The 25,873-nt window shown below is 58.7% G+C and carries 22 protein-coding genes and 6 pseudogenes; 13 read left to right on the top strand and 15 right to left on the bottom strand.

The features are described from left to right. Positions 1-29 precede the first annotated feature (29 nt). From H4V98_RS12440 to H4V98_RS12410, 7 genes and pseudogenes are all read right to left on the bottom strand, one after another. A pseudogene (locus H4V98_RS12440) lies at positions 30-164 on the bottom strand (electron transfer flavoprotein subunit alpha/FixB family protein); the annotation flags it as partial. A gap of 7 nt (positions 165-171) precedes the next feature. Next, positions 172-1,722, bottom strand: a complete 1,551-nt coding sequence (locus H4V98_RS12435; RefSeq protein ID WP_196865117.1) for a class I adenylate-forming enzyme family protein — start codon at positions 1,720-1,722, stop codon at positions 172-174. Between the two features lie 384 nt (positions 1,723-2,106). Beyond that, positions 2,107-2,781 (bottom strand): annotated as a pseudogene (locus tag H4V98_RS12430) (IS6 family transposase). Positions 2,782-2,897: 116 nt separating this feature from the next. After that, a complete protein-coding gene (locus H4V98_RS12425; RefSeq protein ID WP_196865118.1) occupies positions 2,898-3,554 on the bottom strand; it encodes an SOS response-associated peptidase in 657 nt (218 codons plus the stop codon). 245 nt (positions 3,555-3,799) lie between these two features. Beyond that, complete coding sequence (locus H4V98_RS21600) at positions 3,800-4,018, bottom strand: hypothetical protein (RefSeq protein ID WP_348535226.1); 219 nt, start codon at positions 4,016-4,018, stop codon at positions 3,800-3,802. Positions 4,019-4,248: 230 nt separating this feature from the next. Further along, positions 4,249-5,382 (bottom strand): TauD/TfdA family dioxygenase, encoded by a 1,134-nt coding sequence (locus H4V98_RS12415; protein ID WP_196865119.1) that lies wholly within the window; start codon positions 5,380-5,382, stop codon positions 4,249-4,251. Positions 5,383-5,613: 231 nt separating this feature from the next. Next, positions 5,614-5,909, bottom strand: a pseudogene (locus tag H4V98_RS12410) (IS3 family transposase); the annotation flags it as partial. 65 nt (positions 5,910-5,974) lie between these two features. Between H4V98_RS12410 and H4V98_RS12405 the strand changes: the two are divergent. From H4V98_RS12405 to H4V98_RS12395, 3 genes and pseudogenes are all read left to right on the top strand, one after another. Next, on the top strand, positions 5,975-6,355 hold the full coding sequence (locus H4V98_RS12405; RefSeq protein ID WP_231374933.1) for a transposase: 381 nt from the start codon (positions 5,975-5,977) through the stop codon (positions 6,353-6,355). Next, on the top strand, positions 6,343-6,705 hold the full coding sequence (gene tnpB, locus H4V98_RS12400; RefSeq protein WP_196865133.1) for an IS66 family insertion sequence element accessory protein TnpB: 363 nt from the start codon (positions 6,343-6,345) through the stop codon (positions 6,703-6,705). Before H4V98_RS12405 ends, tnpB begins: the two co-directional genes overlap by 13 nt. 285 nt (positions 6,706-6,990) lie before the next feature. Further along, a pseudogene (locus H4V98_RS12395) lies at positions 6,991-7,284 on the top strand (IS66 family transposase); the annotation flags it as partial. A 40-nt stretch (positions 7,285-7,324) separates the two neighbouring features. Here the strand turns inward: H4V98_RS12395 and H4V98_RS12390 are convergent. Both H4V98_RS12390 and H4V98_RS12385 read right to left on the bottom strand, forming a co-directional pair. Further along, the gene (locus H4V98_RS12390) at positions 7,325-7,792 is read right to left on the bottom strand and encodes an integrase core domain-containing protein (RefSeq protein WP_280757522.1); all 468 of its coding nucleotides are present in this window, start codon (positions 7,790-7,792) and stop codon (positions 7,325-7,327) included. Next, positions 7,782-8,174, bottom strand: a pseudogene (locus tag H4V98_RS12385) (transposase); the annotation flags it as partial. The pseudogene H4V98_RS12385 and the gene H4V98_RS12390, both read right to left, overlap by 11 nt. Between H4V98_RS12385 and H4V98_RS21595 the strand changes: the two are divergent. Beyond that, positions 8,165-8,278: a DUF3024 domain-containing protein gene (locus tag H4V98_RS21595; protein ID WP_196864610.1), complete on the top strand. Its 114-nt coding sequence runs from the start codon at positions 8,165-8,167 to the stop codon at positions 8,276-8,278. The pseudogene H4V98_RS12385 and the gene H4V98_RS21595 overlap by 10 nt on opposite strands. Then, positions 8,271-8,669: pseudogene (locus H4V98_RS12380) on the top strand (DDE-type integrase/transposase/recombinase); the annotation flags it as partial. The gene H4V98_RS21595 and the pseudogene H4V98_RS12380, both read left to right, overlap by 8 nt. 185 nt (positions 8,670-8,854) lie before the next feature. On the opposite strand, the gene ppx reads toward H4V98_RS12380, so the two are convergent. Continuing rightward, on the bottom strand, positions 8,855-10,360 hold the full coding sequence (ppx, locus tag H4V98_RS12375) for an exopolyphosphatase (RefSeq protein WP_196864663.1): 1,506 nt from the start codon (positions 10,358-10,360) through the stop codon (positions 8,855-8,857). A 644-nt stretch (positions 10,361-11,004) separates the two neighbouring features. Between ppx and pstS the strand changes: the two genes are divergently transcribed. From pstS to phoR, 7 genes are all read left to right on the top strand, one after another. Next, the gene (gene pstS, locus H4V98_RS12370) at positions 11,005-12,048 is read left to right on the top strand and encodes a phosphate ABC transporter substrate-binding protein PstS (protein WP_196864611.1); all 1,044 of its coding nucleotides are present in this window, start codon (positions 11,005-11,007) and stop codon (positions 12,046-12,048) included. Positions 12,049-12,162: 114 nt separating this feature from the next. Then, positions 12,163-13,128, top strand: coding sequence for a phosphate ABC transporter permease subunit PstC (gene pstC / locus H4V98_RS12365; protein ID WP_231374866.1), 966 nt, complete (start codon positions 12,163-12,165; stop codon positions 13,126-13,128). After that, positions 13,125-13,997 (top strand): phosphate ABC transporter permease PstA, encoded by an 873-nt coding sequence (gene pstA / locus H4V98_RS12360; protein WP_196864613.1) that lies wholly within the window; start codon positions 13,125-13,127, stop codon positions 13,995-13,997. The genes pstC and pstA overlap by 4 nt, the downstream gene beginning before the upstream one ends. A gap of 55 nt (positions 13,998-14,052) precedes the next feature. After that, positions 14,053-14,832 (top strand): phosphate ABC transporter ATP-binding protein PstB, encoded by a 780-nt coding sequence (gene pstB, locus H4V98_RS12355; RefSeq protein ID WP_231374865.1) that lies wholly within the window; start codon positions 14,053-14,055, stop codon positions 14,830-14,832. Positions 14,833-14,854: 22 nt separating this feature from the next. Then, on the top strand, positions 14,855-15,559 hold the full coding sequence (gene phoU / locus H4V98_RS12350; protein WP_196864615.1) for a phosphate signaling complex protein PhoU: 705 nt from the start codon (positions 14,855-14,857) through the stop codon (positions 15,557-15,559). Between the two features lie 6 nt (positions 15,560-15,565). Further along, positions 15,566-16,291: a phosphate regulon transcriptional regulator PhoB gene (gene phoB / locus H4V98_RS12345; protein WP_196864616.1), complete on the top strand. Its 726-nt coding sequence runs from the start codon at positions 15,566-15,568 to the stop codon at positions 16,289-16,291. After that, complete coding sequence (gene phoR / locus H4V98_RS12340) at positions 16,288-17,634, top strand: phosphate regulon sensor histidine kinase PhoR (RefSeq protein ID WP_196864617.1); 1,347 nt, start codon at positions 16,288-16,290, stop codon at positions 17,632-17,634. The genes phoB and phoR overlap by 4 nt, the downstream gene beginning before the upstream one ends. Here phoR and H4V98_RS12335 read toward each other — a convergent pair. The 5 genes from H4V98_RS12335 to trxA form a co-directional block, all read right to left on the bottom strand. Beyond that, complete coding sequence (locus tag H4V98_RS12335; RefSeq protein WP_196864618.1) at positions 17,622-18,989, bottom strand: MATE family efflux transporter; 1,368 nt, start codon at positions 18,987-18,989, stop codon at positions 17,622-17,624. The two genes, phoR and H4V98_RS12335, sit on opposite strands and share 13 nt — an antisense overlap. Next, on the bottom strand, positions 18,986-20,752 hold the full coding sequence (locus tag H4V98_RS12330) for a hypothetical protein (RefSeq protein ID WP_196864619.1): 1,767 nt from the start codon (positions 20,750-20,752) through the stop codon (positions 18,986-18,988). The genes H4V98_RS12335 and H4V98_RS12330 overlap by 4 nt, the downstream gene beginning before the upstream one ends. A gap of 132 nt (positions 20,753-20,884) precedes the next feature. Continuing rightward, the gene (locus tag H4V98_RS12325; protein WP_196864620.1) at positions 20,885-21,178 is read right to left on the bottom strand and encodes a type B 50S ribosomal protein L31; all 294 of its coding nucleotides are present in this window, start codon (positions 21,176-21,178) and stop codon (positions 20,885-20,887) included. A 93-nt stretch (positions 21,179-21,271) separates the two neighbouring features. Further along, positions 21,272-22,534, bottom strand: coding sequence for a transcription termination factor Rho (rho, locus tag H4V98_RS12320; protein ID WP_196864621.1), 1,263 nt, complete (start codon positions 22,532-22,534; stop codon positions 21,272-21,274). Positions 22,535-22,801: 267 nt separating this feature from the next. Then, entirely contained in the window at positions 22,802-23,134 is a 333-nt protein-coding gene (gene trxA / locus H4V98_RS12315) for a thioredoxin TrxA (protein WP_196864622.1), read from the bottom strand. 168 nt (positions 23,135-23,302) lie between these two features. On the opposite strand from trxA, the gene H4V98_RS12310 reads away from it, so the two are divergent. After that, positions 23,303-25,837, top strand: coding sequence for a PD-(D/E)XK nuclease family protein (locus H4V98_RS12310; RefSeq protein WP_196864623.1), 2,535 nt, complete (start codon positions 23,303-23,305; stop codon positions 25,835-25,837). Positions 25,838-25,873 lie beyond the last annotated feature (36 nt).

Genomic DNA, 25,873 nt, shown 5'->3' with positions numbered 1-25,873 from the left:
GATTAATAAAAACGATCGAACAAGGCACCTTACAGCGTAACGATTAGTTCTAGCACGGTGCTGGACAGGGCCGCTTCCATACCGTAGTCGGCAACGCTAAAGGTCGCCGCTTCAGCGTACCTGTTGATCGACACGATAACCTTGTAGTCCTTCATGTCCGCCAGATCATGGTCAGTTTGAAATGTTCAAATACAGTACGCGCAGTTCGCGCTTGAGCACTTTGCCAATCGGACTGCGGGGCAATTCTTCAATGAAATGCAGCGCCGTCAGGCGCTGTGTCTTTCCGGCCCGGGTGTTGTACCAAGCCATGATCTGCGCGGCCTCGTCGCACGCGCCAGGCCGCAGCCGCACAAAGGCGACCGGCGTTTCGCCCCACCGTTCGGACGGTACGCCCGTCACTGCCACGTCCTCGACAGCCGGGTGCAAGCGTAGCTCGGCTTCTAGGTCAGACGGGTAGATGTTGAAGCCGCCACTGATGATCATGTCTTTTCGGCGGTCCAGCAGCGTGAGGAATCCCTCGGCGTCAAAGCGGCCCACGTCCCCAGTGCGGATGAAGCGCTTGCCCCCGACGTCAAACCATTCGGCCTCGCGCGTCAGGTCCGGACGGCCGTGGTAGCCCGTCATCATGCCGGGCGAGTGCCCCACCACCTCGCCGGTCGCGCCCAGAGGCAGTTCACGGCCGTCTTCGTCGATCAGCCGTATGTCGCTGGTGGCGGCGGGCTGGCCTACGGTGTGGAGCTTGTCGGGGTGCTCGTGCGCGACAAGAATGCAGGTGCCGCCGCCTTCGGTCATGCCGTAGAACTCGACCAGGCCGCCTGGCCAGCGCGCCAGCACATCTGACTTGAGCACGGCGCTGAACGGTGCGCTGGTGCAGAACTTGTATTGAAACGCCGACAGGTCGTGCTCGCCAAATTGCGGCAGTGCCATGATGCGTTGGTACTGGACCGGCACCAGCATGGTATGCGTCGCACGGCGCTGCTCGGCCAGTTGAAGATAGCGCGCCGCATCGAACTTGGGCATCAGCTCCACGCAGCCGCCAAAGCCGAGCGTGGGAAAGAACACCACCAGCGTGGTGTTCGAATAGAGCGGCGTGGCCAGCAGCGTAGTGCCTTCAGGGCTGTAGCCGTAGGCGCTGCCCCGCTGGACATGCGCCCAGCGCATGCCGTGAGACTGCACAATACCTTTGGGCGTGCCTGTGGTACCCGACGAATAGATGATATTGAAAGGGGCTTCTGGCAATAGGTCGACTGGTTGCGGCTGCACGCCTTCGGCGGCCAGCCAGTCTTCGAAGCGAATGCCCGCCGGTGCCCCGTCGAGGCGCACACAGCGGGTCGCCGCCAGGTCCGGCGGTACCATGTCGTGCGCGGCGCTGTCGAGGAACAGCCACTGTGCCCCGGCGTCCTGCAGCATGGCAGCCAGGCTTTCCTGGCTGGCCGAGGGGGCCAGCGGAGCTACCACGATGCCAGCCCGCAGCGCCCCGAGGAACAGCGCGGCGTAATGCACCGAGGAATGGGCGCAAATCGCAATGCTTTGGCCGGGCCGCACGCCGTCTCGCTGCAGGGCTGCGGCGATGCGGTTCATGAGGGCGTCCAGTTGGGCGTAGCTCAGTTCACCTTGATCGTCACGTAGGGCCGTTCGCTGTGGCTGGTGCTGGGCATGCTTGCGGATCAGCGCGGAAACGGTGCGAAAAGTCGTTTCGGGCAATGTCGTGATGAGGTTCATGAGCGTGTCCGGGCCGCTGCAACAGCGGTGGTGATTTCAATTGAGTGTTGTGGTTGGATCATCGTTAGGTTACCGAAAATAACAGCTATTTGGGTATGCTGGGAGGCTTGAAATTTCCCCCCCCCTTTTTTTCCTTCCAAAAAAGTAAACCTTCGGGGGTGTGCGGACAATAACTTGGACTACTTGAAAGTAGTTCATGTACTCATACTAAGACCGCATTCGAGCTGTCAAGCGCTCTATAAAAATCGGCAAACGCACTGGCGCGACCATTCGACCATTGGGATACCAGACGAAGCACGCGCTCAAGAGTTGGTTCTGTCGCGATGCCGGCTGATGAACGTGCTTGGCGTAGGAACGCATGCCAATTCCTCAAACGGGACGGATTTATTCTTCCAACGCATAAAACTGATCGGCAAAATACAGCTCAGTGCTGCCTTCAAGCACGAGCTGCCCCTTGCGGATCATGTGCATGAGTTCGATGCCGGTCAGGACATTTTTGGCGGCTCGAATGACTTGAAGTTGAGCATCGGTTTGCTGACCCGTTTGACAGCCCAATGGTCCTGTTCCACGATGTTGTTGAGGTACTTCACTTGCCGAACCACGATCGGGGTTTCCTGGCCGGCATTGATGGCATCAATCGCCGCCTTGTTGGCGCCGCTCTTGTCCATCGTGACCTTCTCGGGAACACCGCTGGCCCTCATGGCTTTGTCAAAGAAGCGCAAGGCTGCGGCCCTGTCGCGCTTGGCAGTCAACAAGAAGTCGACCGTTTTACCCTGATTGTCTACCGCGCGGTAGAGATACTTCCAGGCGCCTTGACCTTGATGCAAGTTGCGTCCATTCGCCAGCTGCTGCCCACCGGGCGCTTGTGTCTGCGGAACACTTTTTCAAGCAAGGGCAGAAACCGGATGTCCAGCGGTTGATTGAAGAATGGTCAGCACACACACCGCGTTCTTCCACCATTTCCTCAAGATCACGGTAGCTCAATGGATAGGCCGCGTACCAGCGGATGTAAACCAGAATGACGTCGATTGGGACGCGCATTCCTTTGGTAGTCAGCATCGCGTTTCAAGCCTTTTCAGTCAAATCGTTCAGCATAGACCAGCAGGCGGCTTTACCGCTAACGCGACAGAACCCATGACATTGCGCGAGTATCGCGCACCAGGCGTTCACACCGATCAAAGAATTGGCAGAGCCATCGCCACCAGCGCGTCGGCAGGGTAGGGCACCAGAAACTCGCCAACCCGCTTCAGCGGCGCCTCCAGCCAGTCCTGGTAAGTCCCCTCCGTCAGGATGATGACCATGCGCTTTTTGTCGGTGGGCTTGTGAAACTGGTTCATCAGCCTGTGTTCAGCCGCATTGATAGTCAGCATTGCAAAACTGTGGACGAGCTCGCCCTTGGGTGACTTCCACCAGGACCACAGCCCCGCAATTCCCAAGGGCTCGCCATCGGCGCGGGCAATGCGGGTCGGCACGGCCTTGCCGCTTCGCCAGTCCGGCTCATAAATCGCTTCAGCCGGAATGATGCAGCGCTGGCCGTGTTTCCATGCATCGCGGAAACTCGGTTTGGTCGCAACCGTTTCGCTGCGAGCGTTGTAGGTATGGCGGGCGATGGCGGTGTCGCTCGCCCAATGGGGAATCAGCCCGAACTGGCCGGCCAGGGCTTCGCGCTCCGGCACAGCCTCATCACCCACATCGGCCTCACGCGGACGCCGGATGAAGCTGGCTGCATACATGGGCCAGACATCGAACTTGCCCAGGTCGTCAGGCGGCTCGACGCCAAAGTGGCGCCGGTAGCGCTCCCTGTCCTTCATGGCTTGGTAATGGCTACACATGGCGCAAATGGCCTATTTGCCTGGTTACTGAAATGAAACCCACGACACCTTCCCAGGAGGCATTGCTTTTCTTCCTGCGGGCCATTGAGCCTCCTTCCTTAAGCGGCATACGCCAGTATTTGTTTGAACTCGCCGCTGTCAATCATGGCCTTTAAATCACTGGCGCCCCCAATCAGCGTGCCTTTGACGAAAACCATAGGAAAAGTCGACCAACCAGGCCACATTTTGAGTGCGTTACGTTCGCGTCAAATATTGAAATAGTTGCCGTACTCCAGATACTTGTAAGGCTGGCCAATGGCGTCCAGCGCCTTGCACGCCTGCTTGGGGAAAGGGTTCAAACCCATTCCCACCACCACATCGTTGTCTCTGATTGCTGCAATGGCCCCCTGCACCATCGCCTGCTGATGCCCCGCAACCTTGCTGCGAATGGCTGGATGAATGCACAGCAGAATGATTTCCTTCATCTTCAACATCGCCCGTCCCAACCATTGAATTTCAGGCTGTCACATAACGCCATCCTTGGCTGGGACTGCTAATGCGACAAAACCGCAGAACTCGGGCCAGTACGCAGCGAAAATTTACTTCGAGTCCCCGGCTGACCAATGTCGTAATGCAAACGAATGGCGGCTTTCGGCGCCAAAGGCAAAGGTAATTCATCCGATCTTGAGTGACTTTAGTATGTTTGCTTCGGGAATTACGCCGCGATGGCGACGTCAGTTTCGTGCACCAATAACCGCAGACGCGAAAAGAATTCACCTCGGTCTACATAGCATCCATGAAGATGCCGAAATCCTGTGGAGGGATCAAAGGCCTCCCGTCCGTGCAGAACGCGCCGGTTGTCGAATACGACCATCTCGCCCGCTTTCAATTTCAACGTCAGGCGGTATTTTGGATCTCGTGTTTTGGCCATGTAGGCTCGGTAGGCACGGTAATAGGCCGGCATGATCTCAGCAGACATATCAAAAATACCAGCCAAATGCGCGTTATAGCGGATCTCGATGACTTCGCCTTTGTATCCAAGCGTGATGACTGGTTTGTAAACTCTAATATCCGCGCTTTTGTCATGAAAACGGAAAGGAATGGCGATGTCACACAACAGCTGAAACGCATCTTGATCTTCAATCCTAAGGTCCTCAGCCATCGCGAAACCGTCCGCAAACAGCGATCCACCTCCTACAGCTTCGTTGGCCAAGCAATGTAAGAATTGATAACCTGGAGGCACCTCTTGGTTAGGCAAATCTGTGTGGAGAGGCAAAGCAACCGAGGTGTAAGCAAGGTTATTTGGATCGGGTTTGTTGACGACCTCAAATGTGGAGCCGAAGTTTGTGGCCCGCAAAAAGCCGATCCGCTCAGCAATCTCGACACCTGCATCTGTATGATCTTGTAAGTGGTCAACGATTGTTAGACCAAATGTTGCGGTGTCTTGCATCCAGTTTTTCAGCGCAAAATCGTCTGCAAGAATGGAGTTGGCCGCGTGACGTGAGATGTTTGCCGCACCATGATCTGCACGCCAATGCTGCGCAGATATGTCGCCAGCGTCAAAGCTTGATTGGCCCGGACGATGCGCGCTCAACAGTGAAATAGGCATGTGGCTGATATGGCCATCTGTATAGCTCAGCACGGCTGTTTCGCCGTCAATTGCGGCAGACCTCAGGATTGGTGCTTCGTCAATTGACAACAGATCGAACAAGCGTTCATGGGTTTCTGGATGCAAACCAGAGGGGCAATTATCGCGCAGCCAGATTGTTGGAAAAGGAGTGGTGGTAGTGCTGTCCGTCCAAGTCACGACAAGCGTGTCAGTGCGGACCGTAAGGGTCGCTAAAGTCATAGGGATACATATTCATTTGGTGTTGTAGGAAATTATTCAATGGGGATTAACCGTAGGGCGGCGGCCACCAATCCTGCGTCTTGCCGTAATGCGATCCAGCGGCGTGCCTTCTGGACAACTGATCTTGCCCCTGTTTTCCATACTTCATAGCTGCCTATTATGCGGATTTCCTGTCTTGCTGCTGGGCCGCGATCCAGCGTTGCTCAAACATCATTGGGCTGACGCAGCCCATTTCATGGATGCGGGAGCCTCAGTACCCAGTAATTGATTTTTCCATTGGTACAGCGTCGGCCTGCTCACGGCCAGCTTTTGTGCAATGGCTTGCGCACTTGTCTGCCGGGTGCACAGCTCGATTGAACAGCTGTCTGCTTTAGCGCTTGAGGGCGCGGCACGCTGCGCGCTTTGCCGACAATGCGTTTCCTCGTTTCGGGATGCAGCTCGTTGAGCCAGGCTGCGAGCGTTTTGCGGCACGGGTATCCCAGTGCCTTCAGGGTTCCAGCCAGGCAGCGATCATGGTCCAGGTAGTGCCGGGCGGTATGCGTCCGGCAAACACACATTGAAGGCTTGCTGACATTCAGAGATAGTGTGCGCGATGAACATCATGCACACCATTGCGAGCGAGACTCGCACCCCCCAAGTCCCCAAGCGACGGTTCTACAGTCCCGAACTCAAACTGCAAGTTGTCGGAGCCTGCGCCCAGCCCGGCGCGTCCATTGCCGGGGTGGCAATGCAGCACGGCATCAATGCCAACATCGTGCACCGCTGGTTGCGAGAACACAGCCAGGGCACACTGGTCAATCGGCCACAGACCTTTGTGCCTGTCACATTGAATTGGGCTGCAGAGCCGGCAACCGTGCAGCCCACTGCTGACATCCGCGTTGAGGTCAAACGCGCCAATACCACCATCGTCGTGCACTGGCCACTTGCCGGTGGCGCCGCCTGCGCGCAGTGGCTGCGCGAGTGCTTGAAGTGATTCGCATCGACGCGGTATGGCTGTCCACCGTACCTCTGGACATGCGCGCCGGCACGGACACGGCGCTGGCCCGCGTGGTGGGTGTATTCGGTGCCGCCCACCCCCATACGGCCTACCTGTTTGCCAATCGGCGTGCCAACCGCATGAAGGTGCTGGTGCATGACGGTATCGGCATCTGGCTGGCAGCAAGGCGGCTGCACCAAGGCCACTTTGTCTGGCCCCAGACCCGTGCTGCAAGTGCGCCCGGTGGCGTCAATCGTGTGAGTTTGAGCCGCGCCCAATTGGATGCCTTGGTACTGGGCTTGCCCTGGTCACGCATCGGCGAGGGCGGCATTATCAGCGTGGTGTGATTCTGGATTACGAGGTGCGTTTGCGTCTATTGGGGGATGCGCCAATAGGCAATTTTCGGGGGCACGGGCACACTTGCGTTCATGGTTGTCGCACCCGAATCACTGTCCGGCTTGAACGCAGATCAACTGCGCGAACTCGTCACTGATTTGATCGCACAAGTTGCTCGCAATGATCAGGAGATCGGTGCGCGCAGTCTGCAGATCAATGCACTCGACCAGCAAATCGCCAGCCTGGACCAAACCATCTCCAGCAAAGACCGCGAGATCCTGTACCGCCAGACCAAGATCGACCAGCTCACGCATGAGATGGCAGTGCTCAAGCGCTGGAAGTTTGGTCGCAGCCGCGAACAACTCGACGCTGGCCAGGCTAGTCTGCTTGATGAAACCATCGATGCCGACATCGCCGCTATTGAGCAAGAGCTTCAGGACCTGGCGCCACCGGCCAACGCAGCCAAAGAACCCCGCCAGCAACCTAAGCGCGCAGCCTTGCCGCCAGAGCTGCCCCGCGTTGAGCTGCACCACGAACCCGACAGCACCACCTGCACCTGTGGCTGCCAGTTAAAGCGCATCGGCGAAGACGGTGGCTGTCAAGGAAGTTGTCGCCTAAAGTGAAGTGGAGTCAGGCTGCTTTTTGCGTGTGTTGAGACTCCTTGATTTGCGGGGTTTCTGGGTTCAGGTGCACGACATCGACATACGTCCACTGGCGAGGCTGCCCTGACCAGCGTTGGGGGTTGTTCTGGCGGGCTCGTTCATAGACGAGCTTGCGCTCCTCAAGCAGTGCCAGGTCTAAGCCGGCATGGCGCTGCGCTGGCGTCACGAAGGCAATCGCGCTGTGGCGATGCTGATCGTTGTACCAATGCGCTAGCTCCGTAACCCAGCGCCGCGCAGCCAGCAAATTTTCAAACGGCTTGACGGGTAGCTGGGGGCGGTACTTCAGGGTTCTGAAGGCCGCTTCCACATATGGATTGTCATTGCTCACGGACGGACGGCTGCGCGTGTGGGCCACTCCCAGGCGCTGCATGGTTGCCAGCATGGTTTCGCCCTTCATGGGCGCGCCGTTGACGCCCTTCTGTTTGTCAAGCGGCAATTTGAGATTGCGCAATTTCTTTTGCGCGTTGACGGATCAGGCCAAATACCTCCCGAGCAATGAAGCGTTTGAGGCAACGGATCGCCTCCAGCTTGGAGTGACCTTCAGCGACTCGGCGGGCGACATAGGCCTGCGAACGCGGATCAGTGCGAAGCCGTCCAATGGCAATGATGTGCAATGCGCTGTTCGCGGCTCGATCGCCGCCGCGATTTAGGCGATGACGCGTGACCTTGCCAGACGAGGCCGGCACCGGGCTGACGCCGCACAGCGCGGCGAAGCTCGCTTCAGAGTTGATTCGTTCAGAATTGTCGCCAGCGGTCAGCAGGAGTTGGGCAGCCGACTCCTTTCCAATCGAGTTGCACGCCAGAAGATTTGGGGCCAGCAGACCTGAAGTGGCACCGCTATGGGCCCAATGCTGGGGTCAACACGTTGAAAGAGTTCTTGTGTACTGTTGACCGTGATGAGCACGAATGCTTTTTTTGCTGACCGAGTCGTGGGCTGGCGCAATAGCAGTTCCATGCGAACAGACTTTGTTTTCTGCACGGGCACATTGGAGCAGGCCTTGTATGACCGCCAGCCTGAGCGCGCCGGCGCGCTGATTCACCATAACGACAGGGGTTCGAAATACGTGTCCATTCGGTACAGCGAGCGGCTTGCAGAAGCAGGCATTGTGCCCTCTATGGGCAGCAAAGGCGACAGTCATGACAACGCTTTGGCTGAAACCAGCAACGGCCTGAACAAGACCGTATTAATTCACCTTAGGGCGCCTTGGAAAACCAAGCAATCACTGGAACTTGCCACGCTTGATTGGGTGTCCTGGTTTAATCATCACCGACTACTGGAGCCTATCGGATACATTCCCCCTGCCAAAGCTTAAGAAAACTACTCTCAGCAATTAGCCTGTCAGGCCGTCATGTAGGTCTGAATTACCCCAACGGGCCTTCACGAAACTGAACTGACCCCCAGAAGTTGGACAAACTTCAAAGGGGTTTATGAGGAAGTACAAAACGGAGTTCAAGCTTCAGGTCGTTAATAGCTTTTTGGCCGGTGAAACCGCTCCAATCAACATTGCAATCCGGAAACGAGCAGTGACCAGGGTGTTTTTTGCCACGCCAGAACTTCTTCCTGGAGCAAATACGCAGATTGAGGAAAAGCTTGAACCCAACCTGCGCGGCACGTCAGGCAAAAGCGTCGACCTGGCTCGTCATCCCATTTGAGTTGCAGTCCCTTGAGATCTGGATCTCGCCTGGCATGGCACAAAATCACCGCCAGGCGCAAGCAAAGCAATTGCTGGACGAACAGCCTGTCATCGAAATCAGCTTCCAGCTTGCGCAACTTACCCCGGTGGCCAAGCACCAAAAGGCTCAGGCGGTGCATTTCATGCACTGCAAAGCCTGGTGCATCGGCGTTATCAAGAATGTATGCGCCGTGCTTGTGGTAATAATTGTGCGAAATCTGGCAGCCAACTTCATGCAGTTGCGCCGCCCAGCCCAAGTTGCGCTGGGCATGCTGTAAGTGGACATCAGGCATGCCAGTACTCGCCAGTTTGAACAGGTGCAACGCCACCTTGCTCAAGCGCGCCGACTGCACAGTGTCAGTGCTAAAGTTGTGGGCCAGCCTCTGCACACTCGTGCTGCGCACATCCGCAACGCCTTCATCACGGTCAACCAGGTCATAAAGCACACCATGACGCAGTGCACCTTGCGCAGCTACCATCTGGTCAATGTCCAGCAGGTCGAACACTGCCCTGAGTACACTGATTCCACCGCCTATGACGGGCCGTCGGTCTTCCTTCATGCCTTCAAGTTTCAGACGTTCGGCTGTTTGTGCCTTGATCAAGCGATCCAGCAGCCAATCGAGGCCTGCGCGCGTTACGACACCGGGCGGCCAGCCTGCAGCAGTGAGCATCTCGCAGACCGCGTTTATTGTTCCAGACGAACCATATGCCGTATCCCAAGCGCCTGAATGGTATGTGTTTATGGTTTCATCAAGTACCGCCTTGGCGGCAATTTGAGCCTGTTCGAAGGCGCTTGCAGTGAACTGGCCTTCAGGGAAATAGCGCATCGACCAGGCCACACTGCCTACTTGATATGACTCCAGGATATGGGCTTGCAGGCCCTGACCAAGAATCATTTCGGTCGAGCGTCCGCCAATATCGATCACCATGCGGCGCTCGTCTGACTGGGACAGCAAATGTGCGACACCTTGATAAATTAACCGGGCTTCCTCGCGGCCAGCAATCACGTCGATTGGAAAACCAAGCAGTTTCTGGCCGCGTTTGATGAAGTCGTCGCGGTTGACGGCTTCGCGCAGCGTCTGCGTGGCTACTGCGCGGACCTGATCTTTTTCGAATCCTGCCAGGCGCTCACCAAACCGAGCCAGGCAGTCCCAGCCACGTTGCATGGCGTCTTGTGACAGCCTTCGCTCGGCGTCCAGTCCGTTGCCCTGGCGCACAGTTTCCTTGAGGTATTCAATGCGATGGATACGGCCATGGTCTAACCTGCCGATTTCAAGGCGAAAGCTGTTGGACCCCAAGTCCACAGCGGCAAGCAGTGTTCCGTTTTGCATGTTCAGGTTTTTTGATGAAAAGTCAGCATAGCATTCAGGCGACGGCCATTTTTGCTCCGTCACGCGGGCATGAAGCGGGTTGTCTGCCGATCAGGGGGCCATCCGGTGTCAGGATGCGTCGCATGGCTGCAACCCATTGGCACCGCTTGATGATGCAAGACGGCAGGGGCATGATGATGTCTCAGTGATTGGGAATGCGTATTTATTTGCTATAAATTAAGTAGCTTAAAGTGTAATTCCATTAAGCGCTTAGCCCATAAATCATGATAAAAAGGTGTGTCTAAAACCGCCTCTGCCTGCTACGACTGTTCGTAGTCGTTAGACAAGCATGATGCCATTTGGTCGCCACAATGTCGTGTGTCTGCGTCAGCGCTTTACCGCACGTCACAAAGTTATTCGTCTTGAATATTAATAGCGCAGCTCGACTGCGTGACTTGTCACTGCGGTTTTACATCATTGCCATGAAGCAGGGCAGCCAAAAGTTTAGGCAGAATTCATGACCGCGCGATGACAAAAATTTGACAATTTCAAGATACGTATTTGTTGCGCCAACGCGCGCAAGGCGACTGCACGGCTGTCACAAATTTGTCACACAAGGCTTTTAAAGTGAAGACATCTTTCTTACCAACTGCAAAGGTGTTCTGATGAAATCGACTTTCAAAGCTTCCGTGACCCTGACCATGGGCGCCGCCCTGATGTCATTTGCTGCATTTTCAGCCGCACAGAATGTGACCGGTGCAGGCGCTACCTTCCCGGCGCCCCTGTACTCCAAGTGGGCTGCCGATTACAACAAGGCCACCAATATCAAGATCAATTACCAGTCAGTCGGTTCGGGCGCTGGAATTCGACAGATCGAGGCCAAGACTGTGGATTTTGGTGCGTCGGACATGCCGTTGAAGGACGAAGAACTGGCCAGCAAAGGCCTTATGCAATTTCCTACCGTGATTGGCGGCGTGGTTCCCGTGGTGAACATCAAGGGCATTGCGCCTGGCCAGCTGAAATTGACTGGTCAGGTGCTGGGCGACATCTACCTGGGCAAGATCACCCAATGGAACGATCCGGCCCTGAAGGCGCTGAACCCGGGCCTGGCTTTGCCTGACGCGGCCATTGCACCGGTGCGACGCGCCGACGGTTCTGGTACCAGTTTTATCTTCACCAACTACCTGAGCAAGGTCAATTCCGAGTGGAAGTCCAAGGTGGGCGAGGGCACGGCGGTCAACTGGCCTGTCGGTGCCGGTGGCAAGGGCAACGAGGGCGTTGCCGCTTTCGTTGGCCGTTTGCCGAACTCGATTGGCTACCTGGAATATGCCTACATCAAGCAAAACAAGCTGACGTATGCACTGATGAAAAATGCAGACGGCAATTTTGTGTCACCCGATGATGGCTCGTTCAAGGCCGCCGCCGCGGGTGCCCAGTGGGCCAAGAGCTTTTACCAGATCCTGACCGAGCAGCCTGGCAAGGACGCTTGGCCCCTGACCGGCGCCACGTTCATCTTGATGCACAAGGCGCAGGACAAGCCGGAGCAAGCCGCCTCGTCGCTGAAGTTTTTTGAATGGGCCTATAAAAATGGCGACCAGACCGCTGCCGCGCTTGACTATGTGCCAATGCCTGACAGTGTGAAAAGCGTTATTGCAAAATCCTGGGCCGAGGTGAAGGACACGTCTGGCAAAGCCATTGCCTATAAATAAGTAAAAAAAAAACGGTTTCGCGCCTTTACCAATACAGGGGTTTATTTCGTGTCCTCTACACTTCCGGCACACCGGGCCACTTTGGAGTTTCCGGCAACAGCAACCGGACGCGCCATGACCAATCCTCCCCCTGTCAGACCTTTAAAGCGAAGCCCGCTGCCCGACAAAATTTTTGGCTGGGCAGCGCTGGGCGCCGCATTGATCACGCTTGCTTTGTTGTTTGCCATTCTGTTGTCACTGGTCATTGGCGCCTGGCCGGCCATCAGCAAGTATGGCCTTGGTTTTCTGACCAGCAGCGTCTGGGACCCGGTTAAAAACGAGTACGGCGGGCTGGTGATGATCTATGGCACGCTGGCCACATCCTTCATTGCGCTGTTCATTGCAGTGCCGGTGAGCTTTGGCATTGCACTGTTCCTGACCGAGCTGTCGCCGGCCTGGCTCAAGCGTCCGCTGGGAACGGCCATCGAACTGCTGGCTGCCGTCCCCTCAATTGTCTACGGCATGTGGGGGCTGCTGGTGTTTGGCCCGATCCTGGCGACGTATGTGCAGCAGCCGCTGCAAGCCATGTTCAGCGACGTGCCTTACCTGGGCGCCCTGTTTTCAGGTCCGCCGGTTGGCATTGGCATTTTGTCTGCCGGCATCATCCTGGCGATCATGATCATCCCGTTTATCGCGTCGGTGATGCGTGACGTGTTTGAGGTCACTCCGGTGCTGCTCAAGGAATCAGCTTATGGCCTGGGCGCCACGACTTGGGAAGTGGTGTCCAAGGTCGTGCTTCCCTACACCAAGGCTGGCGTGATGGGCGGCATCATGCTGGGGCTTGGCCGTGCATTGGGCGAAACCATGGCGGTGACGTTTGTCATCGGCAACTTCAACCAGCTCGATTCCCTGAGCCTGTTCCAGGCAGCCAACAGCATCACGTCGGCGCTGGCCAACGAGTTCGCCGAGGCCGGCGAAGGCCTGCACCAGGCGTCATTGATCTATCTGGGGCTGGTGTTGTTCTTCATCACTTTCGTGGTGCTGTCGCTGTCCAAGCTGCTGCTGTCGCAGTTACAGAAAAATGAAGGAGTCAAGACATGAGCGCCGTCATGCAAAACCCTGCGCAGGCCGCGCGCCTGGCGCGGTTTGCCCAGCGCAAGCGCGTCAATCAGGTTGCGCTGGTGCTGTCGTTCGGGGCCATGTGCTTTGGCCTGTTCTGGCTGTTCTGGATACTGTGGGAAACCGTCAGGCTGGGTATCGGCGGCATCACGTTGGCCACCTTTACCCAGATGACGCCGGCGCCGAACGAGGAAGGTGGAATTGCCAATGCGATTTACGGCTCGTTTTTGATGGTGATGCTTTCGACCTTTGTCGGCACACCGATTGGCATCATGGCTGGCATCTACCTGGCCGAGTACAACACCAAGGGCTGGCTTGCGTCGGTGACGCGCTTTGTCAACGATATTTTGCTATCGGCGCCATCCATCGTCATCGGCCTGTTTGTCTATACGGTTGTAGTGTCGCGCTTTCATTCATTTTCAGGCTGGGCTGGCGTCATCGCGCTGGCACTGATCGTGATTCCGGTGGTGATCCGTACCACCGAGAACATGCTGCAGCTGATTCCACCGGGGCTGCGTGAAGCCGCCTACGCGCTGGGCGCGCCGAAGTGGAAAGTGATCACCCAGATCACCTTGCGTGCGGCCCGGGCTGGCGTGGTCACCGGCATCCTGTTGGCCGTGGCGCGCATTGCCGGTGAAACCGCCCCCTTGCTGTTCACCGCGCTGAGCAACCAGTTCTGGACCTCGAACCTGAGCGAGCCGATGGCCAGCCTGCCGGTGACGATCTTCAAGTTCGCGATGAGCCCGTATGAAAACTGGCAAAAACTGGCCTGGGCCGGTGTGTTCATCATCACTATGGCGGTGTTGGGCTTGAATATCCTTGCGCGCGTCCTGACGCGCAAAAAAGACTGATTGTCCGGCCAACCCCGGCCCGGCGTTGAACAAGCTCTCCAAGACTAGGCAAATGATGGAAACCCTGAACGCAATCCGCGAAAAATCAAAAATTTCAGTCAAGAACCTGAATTTTTACTATGGCAAATTTCATGCCCTGAAGAACATCAACCTGGAAATCCCCGAGCACAAGGTCACCGCCTTCATCGGTCCTTCGGGCTGCGGCAAATCGACGCTTCTGAGGGTTTTAAACCGGATGTACGCGCTTTACCCGGAGCAGCGCGCGCAGGGCGAAGTGCTGCTGGACGGCACCAACCTGCTCAGCTCCAAAGAGGACGTGGCACTGCTGCGGGCCAAGGTCGGTATGGTGTTCCAGAAACCCACGCCCTTCCCGATGTCGATCTACGACAACATCGCCTTTGGCGTAAAGCTGTTTGAAAGCCTCAACTCGTCCGACATGGACGAACGGGTCGAATGGGCCTTGCGCAAGGCAGCGCTGTGGAATGAGGTCAAGGACAAGCTCAACCAGAGCGGCTCCAGTCTGTCGGGCGGACAGCAGCAGCGGTTGTGCATTGCCCGGGGCATTGCCATCAAGCCCGAAGTGCTGCTGCTCGACGAGCCGTGTTCGGCACTGGACCCGATTTCCACCGCCAAGATCGAAGAGTTGATTTCCGAACTTAAAAACGACTACACCGTGGTCATCGTGACGCACAACATGCAGCAGGCGGCGCGCTGCAGCGACTACACCGCCTATATGTACCTGGGCGACCTGGTGGAATTCGGCGTTACCGAAGACATTTTCTTCAAGCCAAAGCGTCAGGAAACCGAAGACTACATCACCGGCCGTTTCGGCTGAACACACGCACAGGAACTGCATCATGGTTGACAAACATTTATCCACCCAGTTCGACAGCGAACTCAACGCCGTCTCATCCCGCGTAATGGAACTCGGCGGGTTGGTGGAATCGCAGCTACGGCTGGCGATTCATGCGCTGTCCCAGTACAGCGCCGAATGCGCCAACCAGGTCATCGAGACCGAGCTTCGCGTGAACAGCATGGAACTCGACATCGACCGCGAGCTGTCTTCGATCATCGCCCGGCGCCAGCCAACGGCGCGCGACTTGCGCCTGCTGATCGCGATTTCCAAAACCACTGCCAACCTGGAGCGTGCCGGAGACGAAGCCACCAAAATCGCGCGCATGGTCAAGTCCATCATGCAGAACGGCGCGTCGCGCACGCTCCCGTCGTCGGATTTGAGAGTCGCTGCTGACCTGGCTTCGGGTCTGCTGCGCAAGGCACTGGATGCCTTTGCCCGACTGGACACGACGGCGGCGGTGTCCATCTTGAAGGAAGACGACCTGATCGATGCCGAGTTCGATGGTTTCGTACGCAAGCTCATCACCTACATGATGGAAGACCCGCGTACTATTTCGGCCAGCCTGGACCTGTTGTTCATTGCCAAAGCCATTGAGCGCGTGGGCGACCATGCCAAGAACATCGCAGAATTCATCATCTACATCGTCAAGGGTGCCGATGTGCGGCACAGCCCGATGGAGCAGGTCGAGTCAGTCGTCAAGTCCTGAGCCACCATGAAGCACCTGCCCCGCGTATTGATCGTCGAGGACGAACCTGCCATTGCCGAACTCATCCAGGTCAATCTGAAGCATGGCGGTTTCATACCGGTACTGGCCTACGACAGTGTGGCCGCGCAGCGGGAACTCGACGCCGAATTGCCCGACGTGATCCTGCTCGACTGGATGCTGCCTGGCCAGAGCGGCCTGAGCCTGGCGCGTCACTGGCGCAAGCAGGAGCGCACCAAAAGCATTCCTATCCTGATGCTGACCGCGCGCGGCGATGAACCCGACAAGGTTGCCGGGCTGGACGCCGGCGCCGACGACTACATCACCAAGCCCTTTTCAACGCAGGAACTGCTGGCCCGCATCCGCGCCGTGCTGCGCCGGCGTGCGCCCGAAGCACCAGGCGACCGGGTGACCGTGGGAGCGTTGGTGCTTGACGCTGCCACGCACCGCATCGCCTGGCAAAGCCAGGAGCTCAAGCTGGGGCCGACTGAGTTCAAGCTGCTGCACCACCTGATGAAACATCCGGAGCGGGTTCACAGCCGCGCCAGCCTGCTTGACAAGGTTTGGGGCGACCATGTGTTTATCGAGGAACGCACGGTTGATGTCCATGTCAAGCGCCTGCGTGAAGCGTTGGGACAGGCTGGCGCCATGGTGGAAACCGTCCGGGGGGCGGGCTACCGGCTGACCGGTAGCATGGCCAAACCTTCTGCTGCTCTGGCATCCCCGGAGTCATGATCGGCCGCTGGATTGTCTGGATGGTTTTTGCGCTGGCGGGCGGGACACTGGGCTGGTGGCTGGCGTCGCGCGAAGGTCTGGCCTGGGGATTGCTGCTGGGCGCTGCTGTCTGGCAATTTATGGACAGTTTTTATGCCCGGCGACTGTTGAACTGGCTTCGCTCTGAGCAAAGCAACGAAATGCCAGTGCTGATGGCCGGTCCCCAGCCGCGACTGCCCGGTGTTTGGGGCGAGTCGGCCGACCGGGTACGCCGCCTGCTGAAAAACCGCCACCAACAATACCGCGAAAGCCAGGCCCGTCTGGATGAATTCCTGGCGGCCCTGCAGGCGTCGCCCAATGGCGTGGTGTTGCTGGACGCCGAAGGGCGCATCGAATGGTGTAACCAGACGGCGGCTCAGCATTTCGGTTTTGATGCCCGGCGCGATCTCCAGCAGCATATTGCCAACCTGGTGCGCGACCCGGCTTTCAGTGCCTACATGACGGCTGCCAGTTTCGCGCATGAAGTACAGTTTCCGGGAAACTTCAACACCGCCGGCCGGCCGGTCAGGCTGTCGGTGCATGTGCATCCTTATGGCAAGAACAAGAAACTGCTGGTGTCGCGCGACATTACCGCGCTTGAGCAGGCCGAAGCCATGCGGCGCGATTTCGTTGCCAATGTGTCGCATGAAATCCGCACACCGCTGACGGTGGTAGCCGGTTTCATCGAGACGCTGCAAAACCTGCCACTTAAAAAACCCGAGCGTGACCGTTGCCTGGCGCTGATGGCCCAACAGTCGCAACGCATGCAGACTTTGGTAGATGATTTGCTGACACTGTCGCGGCTGGAGGGTAGTCCGCTGCCTGGTACCCATGAATGGACCGCTGCCCACTTGTTGTTTTCGCAGTGCGAGCAGGAAGCCCGGGCGCTGTCCAGTGTGATGTCGCCGCAGGGGCATCAAATGGTGTTCGATGTCGGTCCAGCTTGCGACCTTGCAGGCATCGGGCGCGAACTCGGCAGCGCCTTGTCGAATCTTGTAAACAATGCCGTTCGCTACACGCCTGAGGCCGGTTTGATCCGCGTCACCTGGACGCTGCTGCCGGATGGACGCGGCAGCTTTTGCGTCAGGGATTCAGGACCGGGTATTGCCGCTGAACACCTGCCGCGGCTGACTGAACGGTTTTACCGCATTGACCGCAGCCGTTCACGAGAGACTGGCGGAACTGGCTTGGGGCTGGCCATTGTCAAGCACGTAGCGCAGCGGCATGGGGCTGAACTGCAAATCGAGAGCCAGGTGGGGCAGGGTTCACGCTTTTGCATCATTTTTCCTGCAGCCCGGGTGCGTCGGCATCTTCAGCCAGTCTGAAGTCTGTCTGGGTAGCTTTGCTGGCTGCGGCTTACCGCCTGCATCAGAATGCCCAGCAATGCCATGGCCACCAGACCAATGGCCACGGTGCTGGCAACCCAGAAACTGCTTGCGGCCTGTGTGGCCGGGTGCCCGGCCAGACCCACGTAAGCCAATTGGTAGCCGCCATACAGGCCGAGTCCCCAGAGGAGCAGCCCGTATAGCGCCAATGGTGCAATGGTGATGCGGTAGCAACGCAGCAAAAAGGCACACAGCGCTTGCAAGGCATCGGCGACATGGTAAAGCGCCACCCACGGCAATAACACGGATGCCAGGGCCACGACTGCAGGACTTGCTGAATACCAACTGGCCAGCGTGGGTGTTGCTATGTAAACAGTAGCTGAAAACGCAAGCGCAACAAGCGCTGTAAGCATAAAACCTATATAAACTGCATGTCTTGCCTGGTCTGGACGGTCCGCGCCCAGCCAGAAGGAAACGCGGGCGCTGCAGGCCACCGCTATGGACAGCGGCATCATGTACAGCACGGTAGCCACGCTGGCCGCAATCTGGTGGCTGGCTGACGCAACAGTACCCAAGCGGGCGATAAACAGAGCCATCAGGGTGAACGAAGTGACTTCCACCAGATAGGCCAGACCCCCGGGCAGGCCGAGCCGCAGAAAGGCGCCGAGTTGTCGCCAGTCGGGTCGTTCCATGCGCTGCCAGAGCTGGAACGGTTGGTAGATATCTTGTGTGCGCAGCATCACCACGGCAAGCACCAGCAGCACGTAGTTGACAACCAGGGTTGCCCAGGCGCAGCCGACCACTCCCATGGCCTCGACGCCAGCGCCGCCCGAGACCCACCAGATTGACAATGGAATCTTGATTGCCAGCGCGCTAATCTGCAGCCACGTCACCAAGCGCGGCTTGCCTAGTGACTGGTTGAACGTGGCGTAGAGCTTGAATAGGAGCGAAGGCGCGAAGGCAAAGGCCAGCACGCCCAAGTAGCGCTGGACTTCGTCCAGCATCGCCACCGGCACCTCAGCCCAGCGCAGCAGCGGTCCTGGAAACAGAAGGGCGGTCATGCCTATAAGGCTGATGACGCCACACAGATAGACGCTTTGGCGCAATGAAGGGCCAACGGCCGCAGGCCGCCGCGACCCCAGCATTTCAGCCCATATGGGGAGCAGCGCCTGCACAATCCCCATCAAGCCGACATACACACTGATGTAAATTGCCGAGCCGACAGAAAGGGCAGCCAACGCTGCTTCGCTGTGTCGCCCGGCAATCAAGGTGTCGGCAACGCCAAAGGCCATCACCGCCAACTGGCCGACCAGGATGGTTCCTGCATGGCGGCCGATGCGCCGCATCTCACTCATGGGCTGCGCGGGACAGCCGCTGTTGCAGGGGCTGCCCCGACGCTGACGCGCTTGTACACCAGCATGTTTTCGGTCTTGTCGGTTGGTTTGCGCACCGTCGCCTGGAACGCCCAGTCGGGCAAGTTGACGGCGCTGCCCAGACGCGCCTGGGCGTTGACGTCCACCACCAGGTAAGGGCAGCTTGCTTGCGGCGTTGCCTGGCGCAGTTCAAGCTTGCCGTGGTATTGCAGGGCCGCCGCTTGGGCGCTTTCGACGCCGAAAATTTCAACACACTCATTTTTGTCGACCAGGCTGGCCACTTGCCGCGACAGCGGCGCAAAGCTGCGCGCATAGTCCAGCAAGGGCATCCAGAGGGTCATCAGCAATAGCCAGCACAGGGTAGTACCGCCGGCAGGCAGCACGAGCGATTTCCAGATGGCGGCCCGATGCGCGCCGGTGCGCCAGCGCACCAGCCAGGCCCAGGCCAGTGTGGCCGCTACCGCGCTGACAAATGCCAGCAGCGAAAAGCTCGGCTCAAAGCCTGGCGCCAGTTTGACGACATTTGCCGCCGGTTGCCGGGGAAAGCCGGTCTGCATGGCAATCCAGATCACCCAGATGGCAATCGCACACGTAGTGAAAAACAGCAATGTGAACCAGTCGATCAGCGAAGCCACACTGCGCTGGAGTGTCGGAAGGGCAAAAGCGGCCAGCGCTGCCAGCGGCGGCAGGCTCAACAGCAGGCTGCGGTCTGAAGCATCAGTGGTGAACGCCGACACCACAGCCATGCCGGCAAACCACATCGGCAGTGCCACATGGCGGCTGGTGAGTTGCCGGCGCCAGCGCCACAGAGTCCACAAGGCCAGCGGTCCGGCGGGCCAGGTAAACCACAGCAGCAGGCGTCCCAGGCTTTCCCAGTCGCTCCAGGTGGACTGGCTGTTGGAGCCTGGCAGTTCGATCCGCCAGCGCCACAGATTCAATCCGGAGCTCATCAGCAAAACGGCCACTGTGATGCCGGCGATCAGCAGCACCCAGTGCCAGGACTGCTGGTCGCTCGCGGCGTCCGAATGCGATGAAGGATTCCATCGCTTGTGCGACCATTCAACCAGCGTGCCACCCACGCCCAGTAGCAGGGCCAGCGTAGGCGCACCACTCAAGGCCAAGCCTGCCAGGCCGATCAGCAGGCCCAGCGCCGGACCGGCAAGCCGTGTGGCGCGGCGGTACGGGCTGGCGGCCATGGCGTAGAACGCCAGCGACGTAAACCCCAATTGCGCCAGGGCAGGTGTGGTTTCGTGTGAAAACTGCGCCAGGCCCAGGCAGGCAATCAACGCCAGCACACCACCGTCGGCAATCGCCCTTGCATAGTCCACTGGATTGGCTTCGCCGCCAAAGGCAAACGCCACGGGTTGCGCCTGCGGGCTTTTGGCCAGGTAATACACCGCATACCAACTGGTCAGCAGTGTCAACGCCAGCAGGAGCATGTAGGGAATGCGCACCGCCATGGCAGGATCAAGAAAAGGCTGCAGTTTGATGGCCAGCGCGCCAAGCCAGTAAGGCAGCAATGCATCAAAGCCGGTGAACTGGCCGAGAAGTTGTGGTTGCAACCAGTTGGCGGCCGAAGAGGCGAGTTCGCGCATCACGCCAAAGGCTGTGATGTCCTCGTTTTTCCACGGGCTGCGTCCAAGGAACCCCGGAAGGATGTAGGCCGCGCAGAACAGCAGCAGTGCCCGCCGCGGCAGGCGCCGCACGGCAGACTGGGCAATGATGGCAGGAGAAGGTTTGTTCAAAACAGCTTGACGATGGAGCTAGACGGTGGAAAAGGGCCGAATTCAACGCGGCCGAAGCAGGAAATTTAGCCGAAAAAAAAGCAGCCTGAACCTCAGGCTGCTTTTTTGCTGGCGGGCAGTAGCTGGAGCAGCTTACTCGGCAGCGGCTGTTGCAGCTTCGGGAGCGGTTTCCTTGGCGGCAGTTTTGCCGAAACGGTTGCGGAAACGCTCGACACGGCCACCCATGTTGTCCACGGATTTTTGCGTGCCGGTGTAAAACGGATGCGATTCGCTGGACGTGTCAAGCTTGTACAGCGGCAACTCGCGGCCGTCTTCCATTTTCACCATTTCTTTGGTGCTGGCGCATGAGCGGGTCACGAACTTGAAGTTGTTGGACATGTCCAGGAAGCAAACTTCGCGGTAATTGGGGTGAATGCCTGTTTTCATGATTTTTCCTTTTTCATTGTTTTGGTAGCCACCCGGACCAGTTCCAGGCACTTTCCATGAAGCCCATTATTATCACATTAAATGGCAACAGAGTCAGCCGCCCCGGCGCATCATGTCGAAGAACTCATGGTTGTTTTTCGTGGCTTTCATGTTTTTCAGCATGAGTTCCATCGATTCGATCTCGTCCATGTTGTACATGAACTGGCGCAGGATGCGTGATTTTTGCAGGATTTCAGGCGCCAGCAGCAACTCTTCCTTGCGGGTGCCGCTGCGGTTGAGGTTGAGCGCCGGGAACACGCGCTTTTCATACAGGCGGCGGTCCAGGTGGATCTCGCAGTTGCCGGTGCCCTTGAATTCTTCAAAGATCACTTCATCCATGCGGCTGCCGGTATCGATCAGCGCGGTGCCGATGATGGTCAGGCTGCCGCCTTCCTCGATCTTGCGGGCGGCGCCAAAAAAGCGCTTGGGGCGCTGCAGTGCATTGGCATCGACGCCCCCGCTCAGCACCTTGCCCGAGGAGGGCAGCACGTTGTTGTAGGCACGCGCCAGACGGGTGATGGAGTCAAGCAAAATCACCACGTCCTTGCCGAGTTCGACCAGGCGCTTGGCGCGCTCAATCACCATTTCGGCCACATGCACGTGGCGCGCGGCGGGCTCGTCAAACGTTGATGAAATCACTTCGGCGCGCACGCTGCGCTGCATTTCGGTCACTTCTTCCGGGCGTTCGTCCACCAGCAGCACCATCATGACCACTTCGGGGTAGTTGGCGACGATGGCGTGGGCGATGTTTTGCATCATCACGGTCTTGCCGGACTTGGGCGGCGCCACCAGCAGGGCGCGCTGGCCTTTGCCGATGGGCGCGATGATGTCGATGATGCGGCTTGTCAGGTTTTCTTCGGCCTTGATGTCGCGCTCAAGCTTGAACTGCTCGCGCGGGAACAGCGGCGTCAGGTTCTCGAACATGACCTTGTGCTTGTTGTCCTCGGGCAGGCCGTCATTGATCTTGTCGAGCTTGTTCAGCGCAAAGTAGCGCTCGCCGTCTTTCGGCGTGCGCACTTCGCCTTCGATCATGTCGCCGGTGTGCAGGTTGAAGCGGCGAATCTGGCTCGGGCTGATATAGATGTCATCGGTGGACGCGGTGTAGCTCGAATCGGGCGCACGCAAGAATCCAAAACCGTCGGGAAGCACTTCCAGCACACCATCTGCGACGATGGTTTCACCAGTTTTCGAGCGCTTTTTGATGATGGCGAACATCAATTCCTGCTTGCGCATACGGCCGACGTTTTCGATCTCAAGGGCTTCGGCCTGCTTGAGGACTTCAGACACGTGCAGCGCCTTGAGTTCGTTTAAGTGCATGGGGGTGACTCCTCGCGGAGTTGATTTGGAAAAACGGGGGAGGTTTGAAAAGAAGCAGCTTCTTGACAAGAAGGCTGACAAACCGGGAACTCGAACCCGCTGGCAGCAACCGGCGGGTGAATAAAACTGATTATGACAGGAAATTTTTGCGCTGATGCCTGGGTTTGCCAACAACGTCAGCAGACAAGGGCAAATGGGATGATAAGAAAGAGTGCCTCATAAAACCGCTGGAGAAAGCCGTCAGGCCTTTTCCAGCGGTGAGAAAGATCAGGCCAGTTGCTGGTCGATGAAGGCGGTCAGTTGCGACTTGCTCAGCGCGCCGACCTTGGTGGCGGCCAGTTCGCCGTCCTTGAAGATCATCAGCGTCGGGATGCCGCGAATGCCGAACTTGGCAGGAATCTCGCGGTTCTCGTCCACATTCATCTTGGCAATCTTCAATTTGCCTTCGTAACCTGTAGCCACGTCGTCAAGAATCGGGGCGATCATTTTGCAGGGACCGCACCACTCGGCCCAGTAGTCAACCAGCACGGGGGTGGTGGACTTGAGCACATCGGCGTCAAAGGTGGCATCGGTGGTATGTTTGATCAGTTCATTGGCCATGATGGCTCCTTGGGTCTGGTTACGATAGGAAAGAGTAGAAAACGTTGCGTTTATTGTGGCAGAAACAAGGGCCAAGGGCGCTGTCCAGCCACTATCGCACCGATAGACTGCCGCTGCGGGGCCGCAGGCGGCTCTTTCGTCGATTGAAAAAACCCGGTTTCCTCTTTTATGACTACTTCACCTTCCCTTTCCGAGCGCTGCTGGTGTCAAGCCATCCAAGGACTGGCCGAGATCATAGCGTCGCGCGGCCTGCATCCTTCCGAGGTTGTTGTGCTGCTCCCTTATGCCCAGTTGATTCAGCAGGCGCGCCAGACCTGGGCTGAAAACGCTGGCGACACGTTTTTCGTGCCTCGCTTTGAAACCACCATGAACTGGGCCAGCGGCCTGGGCGGCACGCTGGGCATGTTCACGCCATCGGGTTTTGATCTGCGGATGGATGTGTCGGTTGACATGCTGACCGCCACATCGCTGCTCGGTCAGGCAGGGCTGGAGGCGCAACAGGATGCGCTTGCCGGCCGGCTGGTCGAGTCCGCCTGGAGCCTGAGCCGCGTGGCCGCCAGCGTGCTGCCCGCCGAACGCCAGGCCTGGAGCGCGTCGCTTTCCGAGGCCCTGGGCGTTGGGCTGGACTCGCCGGTGCTGGCGCTGGAAGCAGCCGTCGGGCGCATTGCGCTGGCCTGGGTGGCGGCTTCGAGTTACGCATCAGACAGGCTTTTCCAGGCCGCGCCGGCCCTGCTGGTGGTGGTCGAGGGTTTCCAGGCCGAGCCGGTGACCGAAGCGCTGCGGCTGCATTTTGGCGAGCGTGCATTGTCAATTGCGCTGTGCCTGCCCGAAGACGAACCCGAGGCCTCGGGCGCGCCGCTGCCCGCACTGCATGCGGCGCTTGACGCCGAAGACGAGGCATGTCGCGCCACGGCCTGCGTCCTGGCGCACCTGGCGCAAGGCCGCTGCCCGGTGGCGCTGATCGCCCAGGACCGGCAGTTGACCCGCCGCGTGGCCGCAATGCTGTCCGAGCGCGGCATATTCATGCGCGATGAAACCGGCTGGAAGCTGTCCACCTCGCGTGCTGCAGCCGGTCTGATGGTGCTGCTGCGCGCCTTGCCCTGGGACGTGTCCACCGACGCCGTGCTCGACTGGCTGAAAAATGCGCCGGCCTTTGCCCCTGCCACTGTCACGCAGGCGGAAGCCGAGGTGCGCAAGTTCGGTGCGCGCGCCTGGCGCGACCTGCCGACGGCGCCGATGGAGGCGCTGGCCATTGCCCAGCCTTTGGTGCGGGAGGTAAACCGGCAGCGCGATGCACTGGCTCGCCCCCGCTTGTTGGCCGCCTGGCTGCGCGACCTGCGCGGCGCGCTGCAATTGGCTGGCCAGTGGGACCTGCTGGCGCGCGATGAGGCCGGCCAGCGGGTGCTGGAAACGCTGCGCCTGCACGAAGGCGCCGACACCGAGTTTGCCGACGCCCCGGTGATGAAGCTCAGGGAATTCACCAGCTGGGTCAACCAAGCGCTCGAAGCGCAAACATTTTCTCCCGAGCACCCAACGCACGAGCAGGTCGTGATTTTGCCACTGGCGCAACTGCTGGGCCGCTCGATGCAGGCGGTTGTACTGCCCGGCTGCGACGAGGTTCGCCTGCCGGTGTCGCCCGACCCGCCAGGCCAGTGGACACCCAGCCAGCGCGAACTGCTTGGCCTGCCGTCACGCGATGCGCTGGCCCGTGTGTCGCGCCGTGCCTGGGCTTATGCCTTGCAGCTGCCGCATGTGGACCTGCTGTGGCGGCGCAGCGAAGCCGGCGAGCACCTGATGCCCAGCGGTTTCGTGCAGGAACTGCTGCTTGGTCGCCGGCTTGTGTCTGACCTGGCAGACGACCCGCGCAGCCTGCGTGCCGTGCCAGTCTGCCCGACGCCCCGGCCGCAGCCCACCGGCGAGGCGCTGCCCGTTACGCGGCTGTCGGCCAGCAGCTATGGCGATTTGCGCGCCTGTCCCTACCGTTTCTTTGCGCTGCGCCAGTTGGGCCTGCATGAATCGGACGAACTGGAAAGCGAGTTGGGCAAGCGCGATTTCGGCAACTGGCTGCACAGCCTGCTTTGCATCTTTCATGAAGCATTAAAAGAGGCTCCTGCGCACGACCAGCTTACACGAATAGCTATGATTAATGTAGCGGCGGAGCAAGCCAGGAAAAAGCTGGGCCTGAGCAGCAGCGAGTTTTTGCCATTTGCCGCCGCCTGGGTGCCGGTGCGCGATGGCTACCTGGCGTGGCTGGCCGCACACGAGGCCACCGGTGCCTGCTTCGACAGTGCCGAGCAGTGGCGCGAGATGCCTCTGGGCGAACTGACGCTGATCGGCCAGATCGACCGCATCGACCAGCCGGCAGGTGGCGGGCTGCTGCTGATCGACTACAAGACCGAGCCGCGCACCACCACCGCCGAGCGAATCAAGCATGGCATGGAAGACACGCAGCTGGCTTTTTATGCGGCCTTGACCGACGACGACACGCTGGCCGCCAGCTATGTCAACCTGGGTGAAAAGGAGCCGACCCGCACCTACGACCAGCCCGATATCGTCGAGTTGCGCGATGCACTGATCGACGGCATTCTGAGCGATATGGCCCGCATTGCCGAGGGCGCGTCGCTGCCAGCGCTTGGGGAAGGCAAGGCCTGCGACTATTGTTCGGCACGCGGCCTGTGCCGAAAAGACTTTTGGAGTGAGTAAGGCCCCCACGCTCCCCACTTCATGTGGTTCGCTGCC

This window comes from Polaromonas sp. CG_23.6, from assembly GCF_029892315.1.
Lineage (GTDB): Bacteria > Pseudomonadota > Gammaproteobacteria > Burkholderiales > Burkholderiaceae_C > Polaromonas.
This window is presented reverse-complemented; position numbering and strand designations above follow the sequence as displayed.

Bases quoted from the DNA above. Each gene is read 5' to 3' on its own strand.
- pstC (WP_231374866.1), top strand. From the start codon at position 12,163: ATGACCAATCCTCCCCCTGTCAGACCTTTAAAGCGAAGCCCGCTGCCC.
- ppx (WP_196864663.1), bottom strand. From the start codon at position 10,360: ATGCAAAACGGAACACTGCTTGCCGCTGTGGACTTGGGGTCCAACAGC.
- phoU (WP_196864615.1), top strand. From the start codon at position 14,855: ATGGTTGACAAACATTTATCCACCCAGTTCGACAGCGAACTCAACGCC.
- phoB (WP_196864616.1), top strand. From the start codon at position 15,566: ATGAAGCACCTGCCCCGCGTATTGATCGTCGAGGACGAACCTGCCATT.
- phoR (WP_196864617.1), top strand. From the start codon at position 16,288: ATGATCGGCCGCTGGATTGTCTGGATGGTTTTTGCGCTGGCGGGCGGG.
- H4V98_RS12415 (WP_196865119.1), bottom strand. From the start codon at position 5,382: ATGACTTTAGCGACCCTTACGGTCCGCACTGACACGCTTGTCGTGACT.
- pstB (WP_231374865.1), top strand. From the start codon at position 14,053: ATGGAAACCCTGAACGCAATCCGCGAAAAATCAAAAATTTCAGTCAAG.
- H4V98_RS12325 (WP_196864620.1), bottom strand. From the start codon at position 21,178: ATGAAAACAGGCATTCACCCCAATTACCGCGAAGTTTGCTTCCTGGAC.
- H4V98_RS12335 (WP_196864618.1), bottom strand. From the start codon at position 18,989: ATGAGTGAGATGCGGCGCATCGGCCGCCATGCAGGAACCATCCTGGTC.
- trxA (WP_196864622.1), bottom strand. From the start codon at position 23,134: ATGGCCAATGAACTGATCAAACATACCACCGATGCCACCTTTGACGCC.
- pstS (WP_196864611.1), top strand. From the start codon at position 11,005: ATGAAATCGACTTTCAAAGCTTCCGTGACCCTGACCATGGGCGCCGCC.
- pstA (WP_196864613.1), top strand. From the start codon at position 13,125: ATGAGCGCCGTCATGCAAAACCCTGCGCAGGCCGCGCGCCTGGCGCGG.
- H4V98_RS12425 (WP_196865118.1), bottom strand. From the start codon at position 3,554: ATGTGTAGCCATTACCAAGCCATGAAGGACAGGGAGCGCTACCGGCGC.
- H4V98_RS12435 (WP_196865117.1), bottom strand. From the start codon at position 1,722: ATGAACCTCATCACGACATTGCCCGAAACGACTTTTCGCACCGTTTCC.
- H4V98_RS21600 (WP_348535226.1), bottom strand. From the start codon at position 4,018: ATGAAGGAAATCATTCTGCTGTGCATTCATCCAGCCATTCGCAGCAAG.
- rho (WP_196864621.1), bottom strand. From the start codon at position 22,534: ATGCACTTAAACGAACTCAAGGCGCTGCACGTGTCTGAAGTCCTCAAG.
- H4V98_RS12405 (WP_231374933.1), top strand. From the start codon at position 5,975: ATGAACATCATGCACACCATTGCGAGCGAGACTCGCACCCCCCAAGTC.
- H4V98_RS12310 (WP_196864623.1), top strand. From the start codon at position 23,303: ATGACTACTTCACCTTCCCTTTCCGAGCGCTGCTGGTGTCAAGCCATC.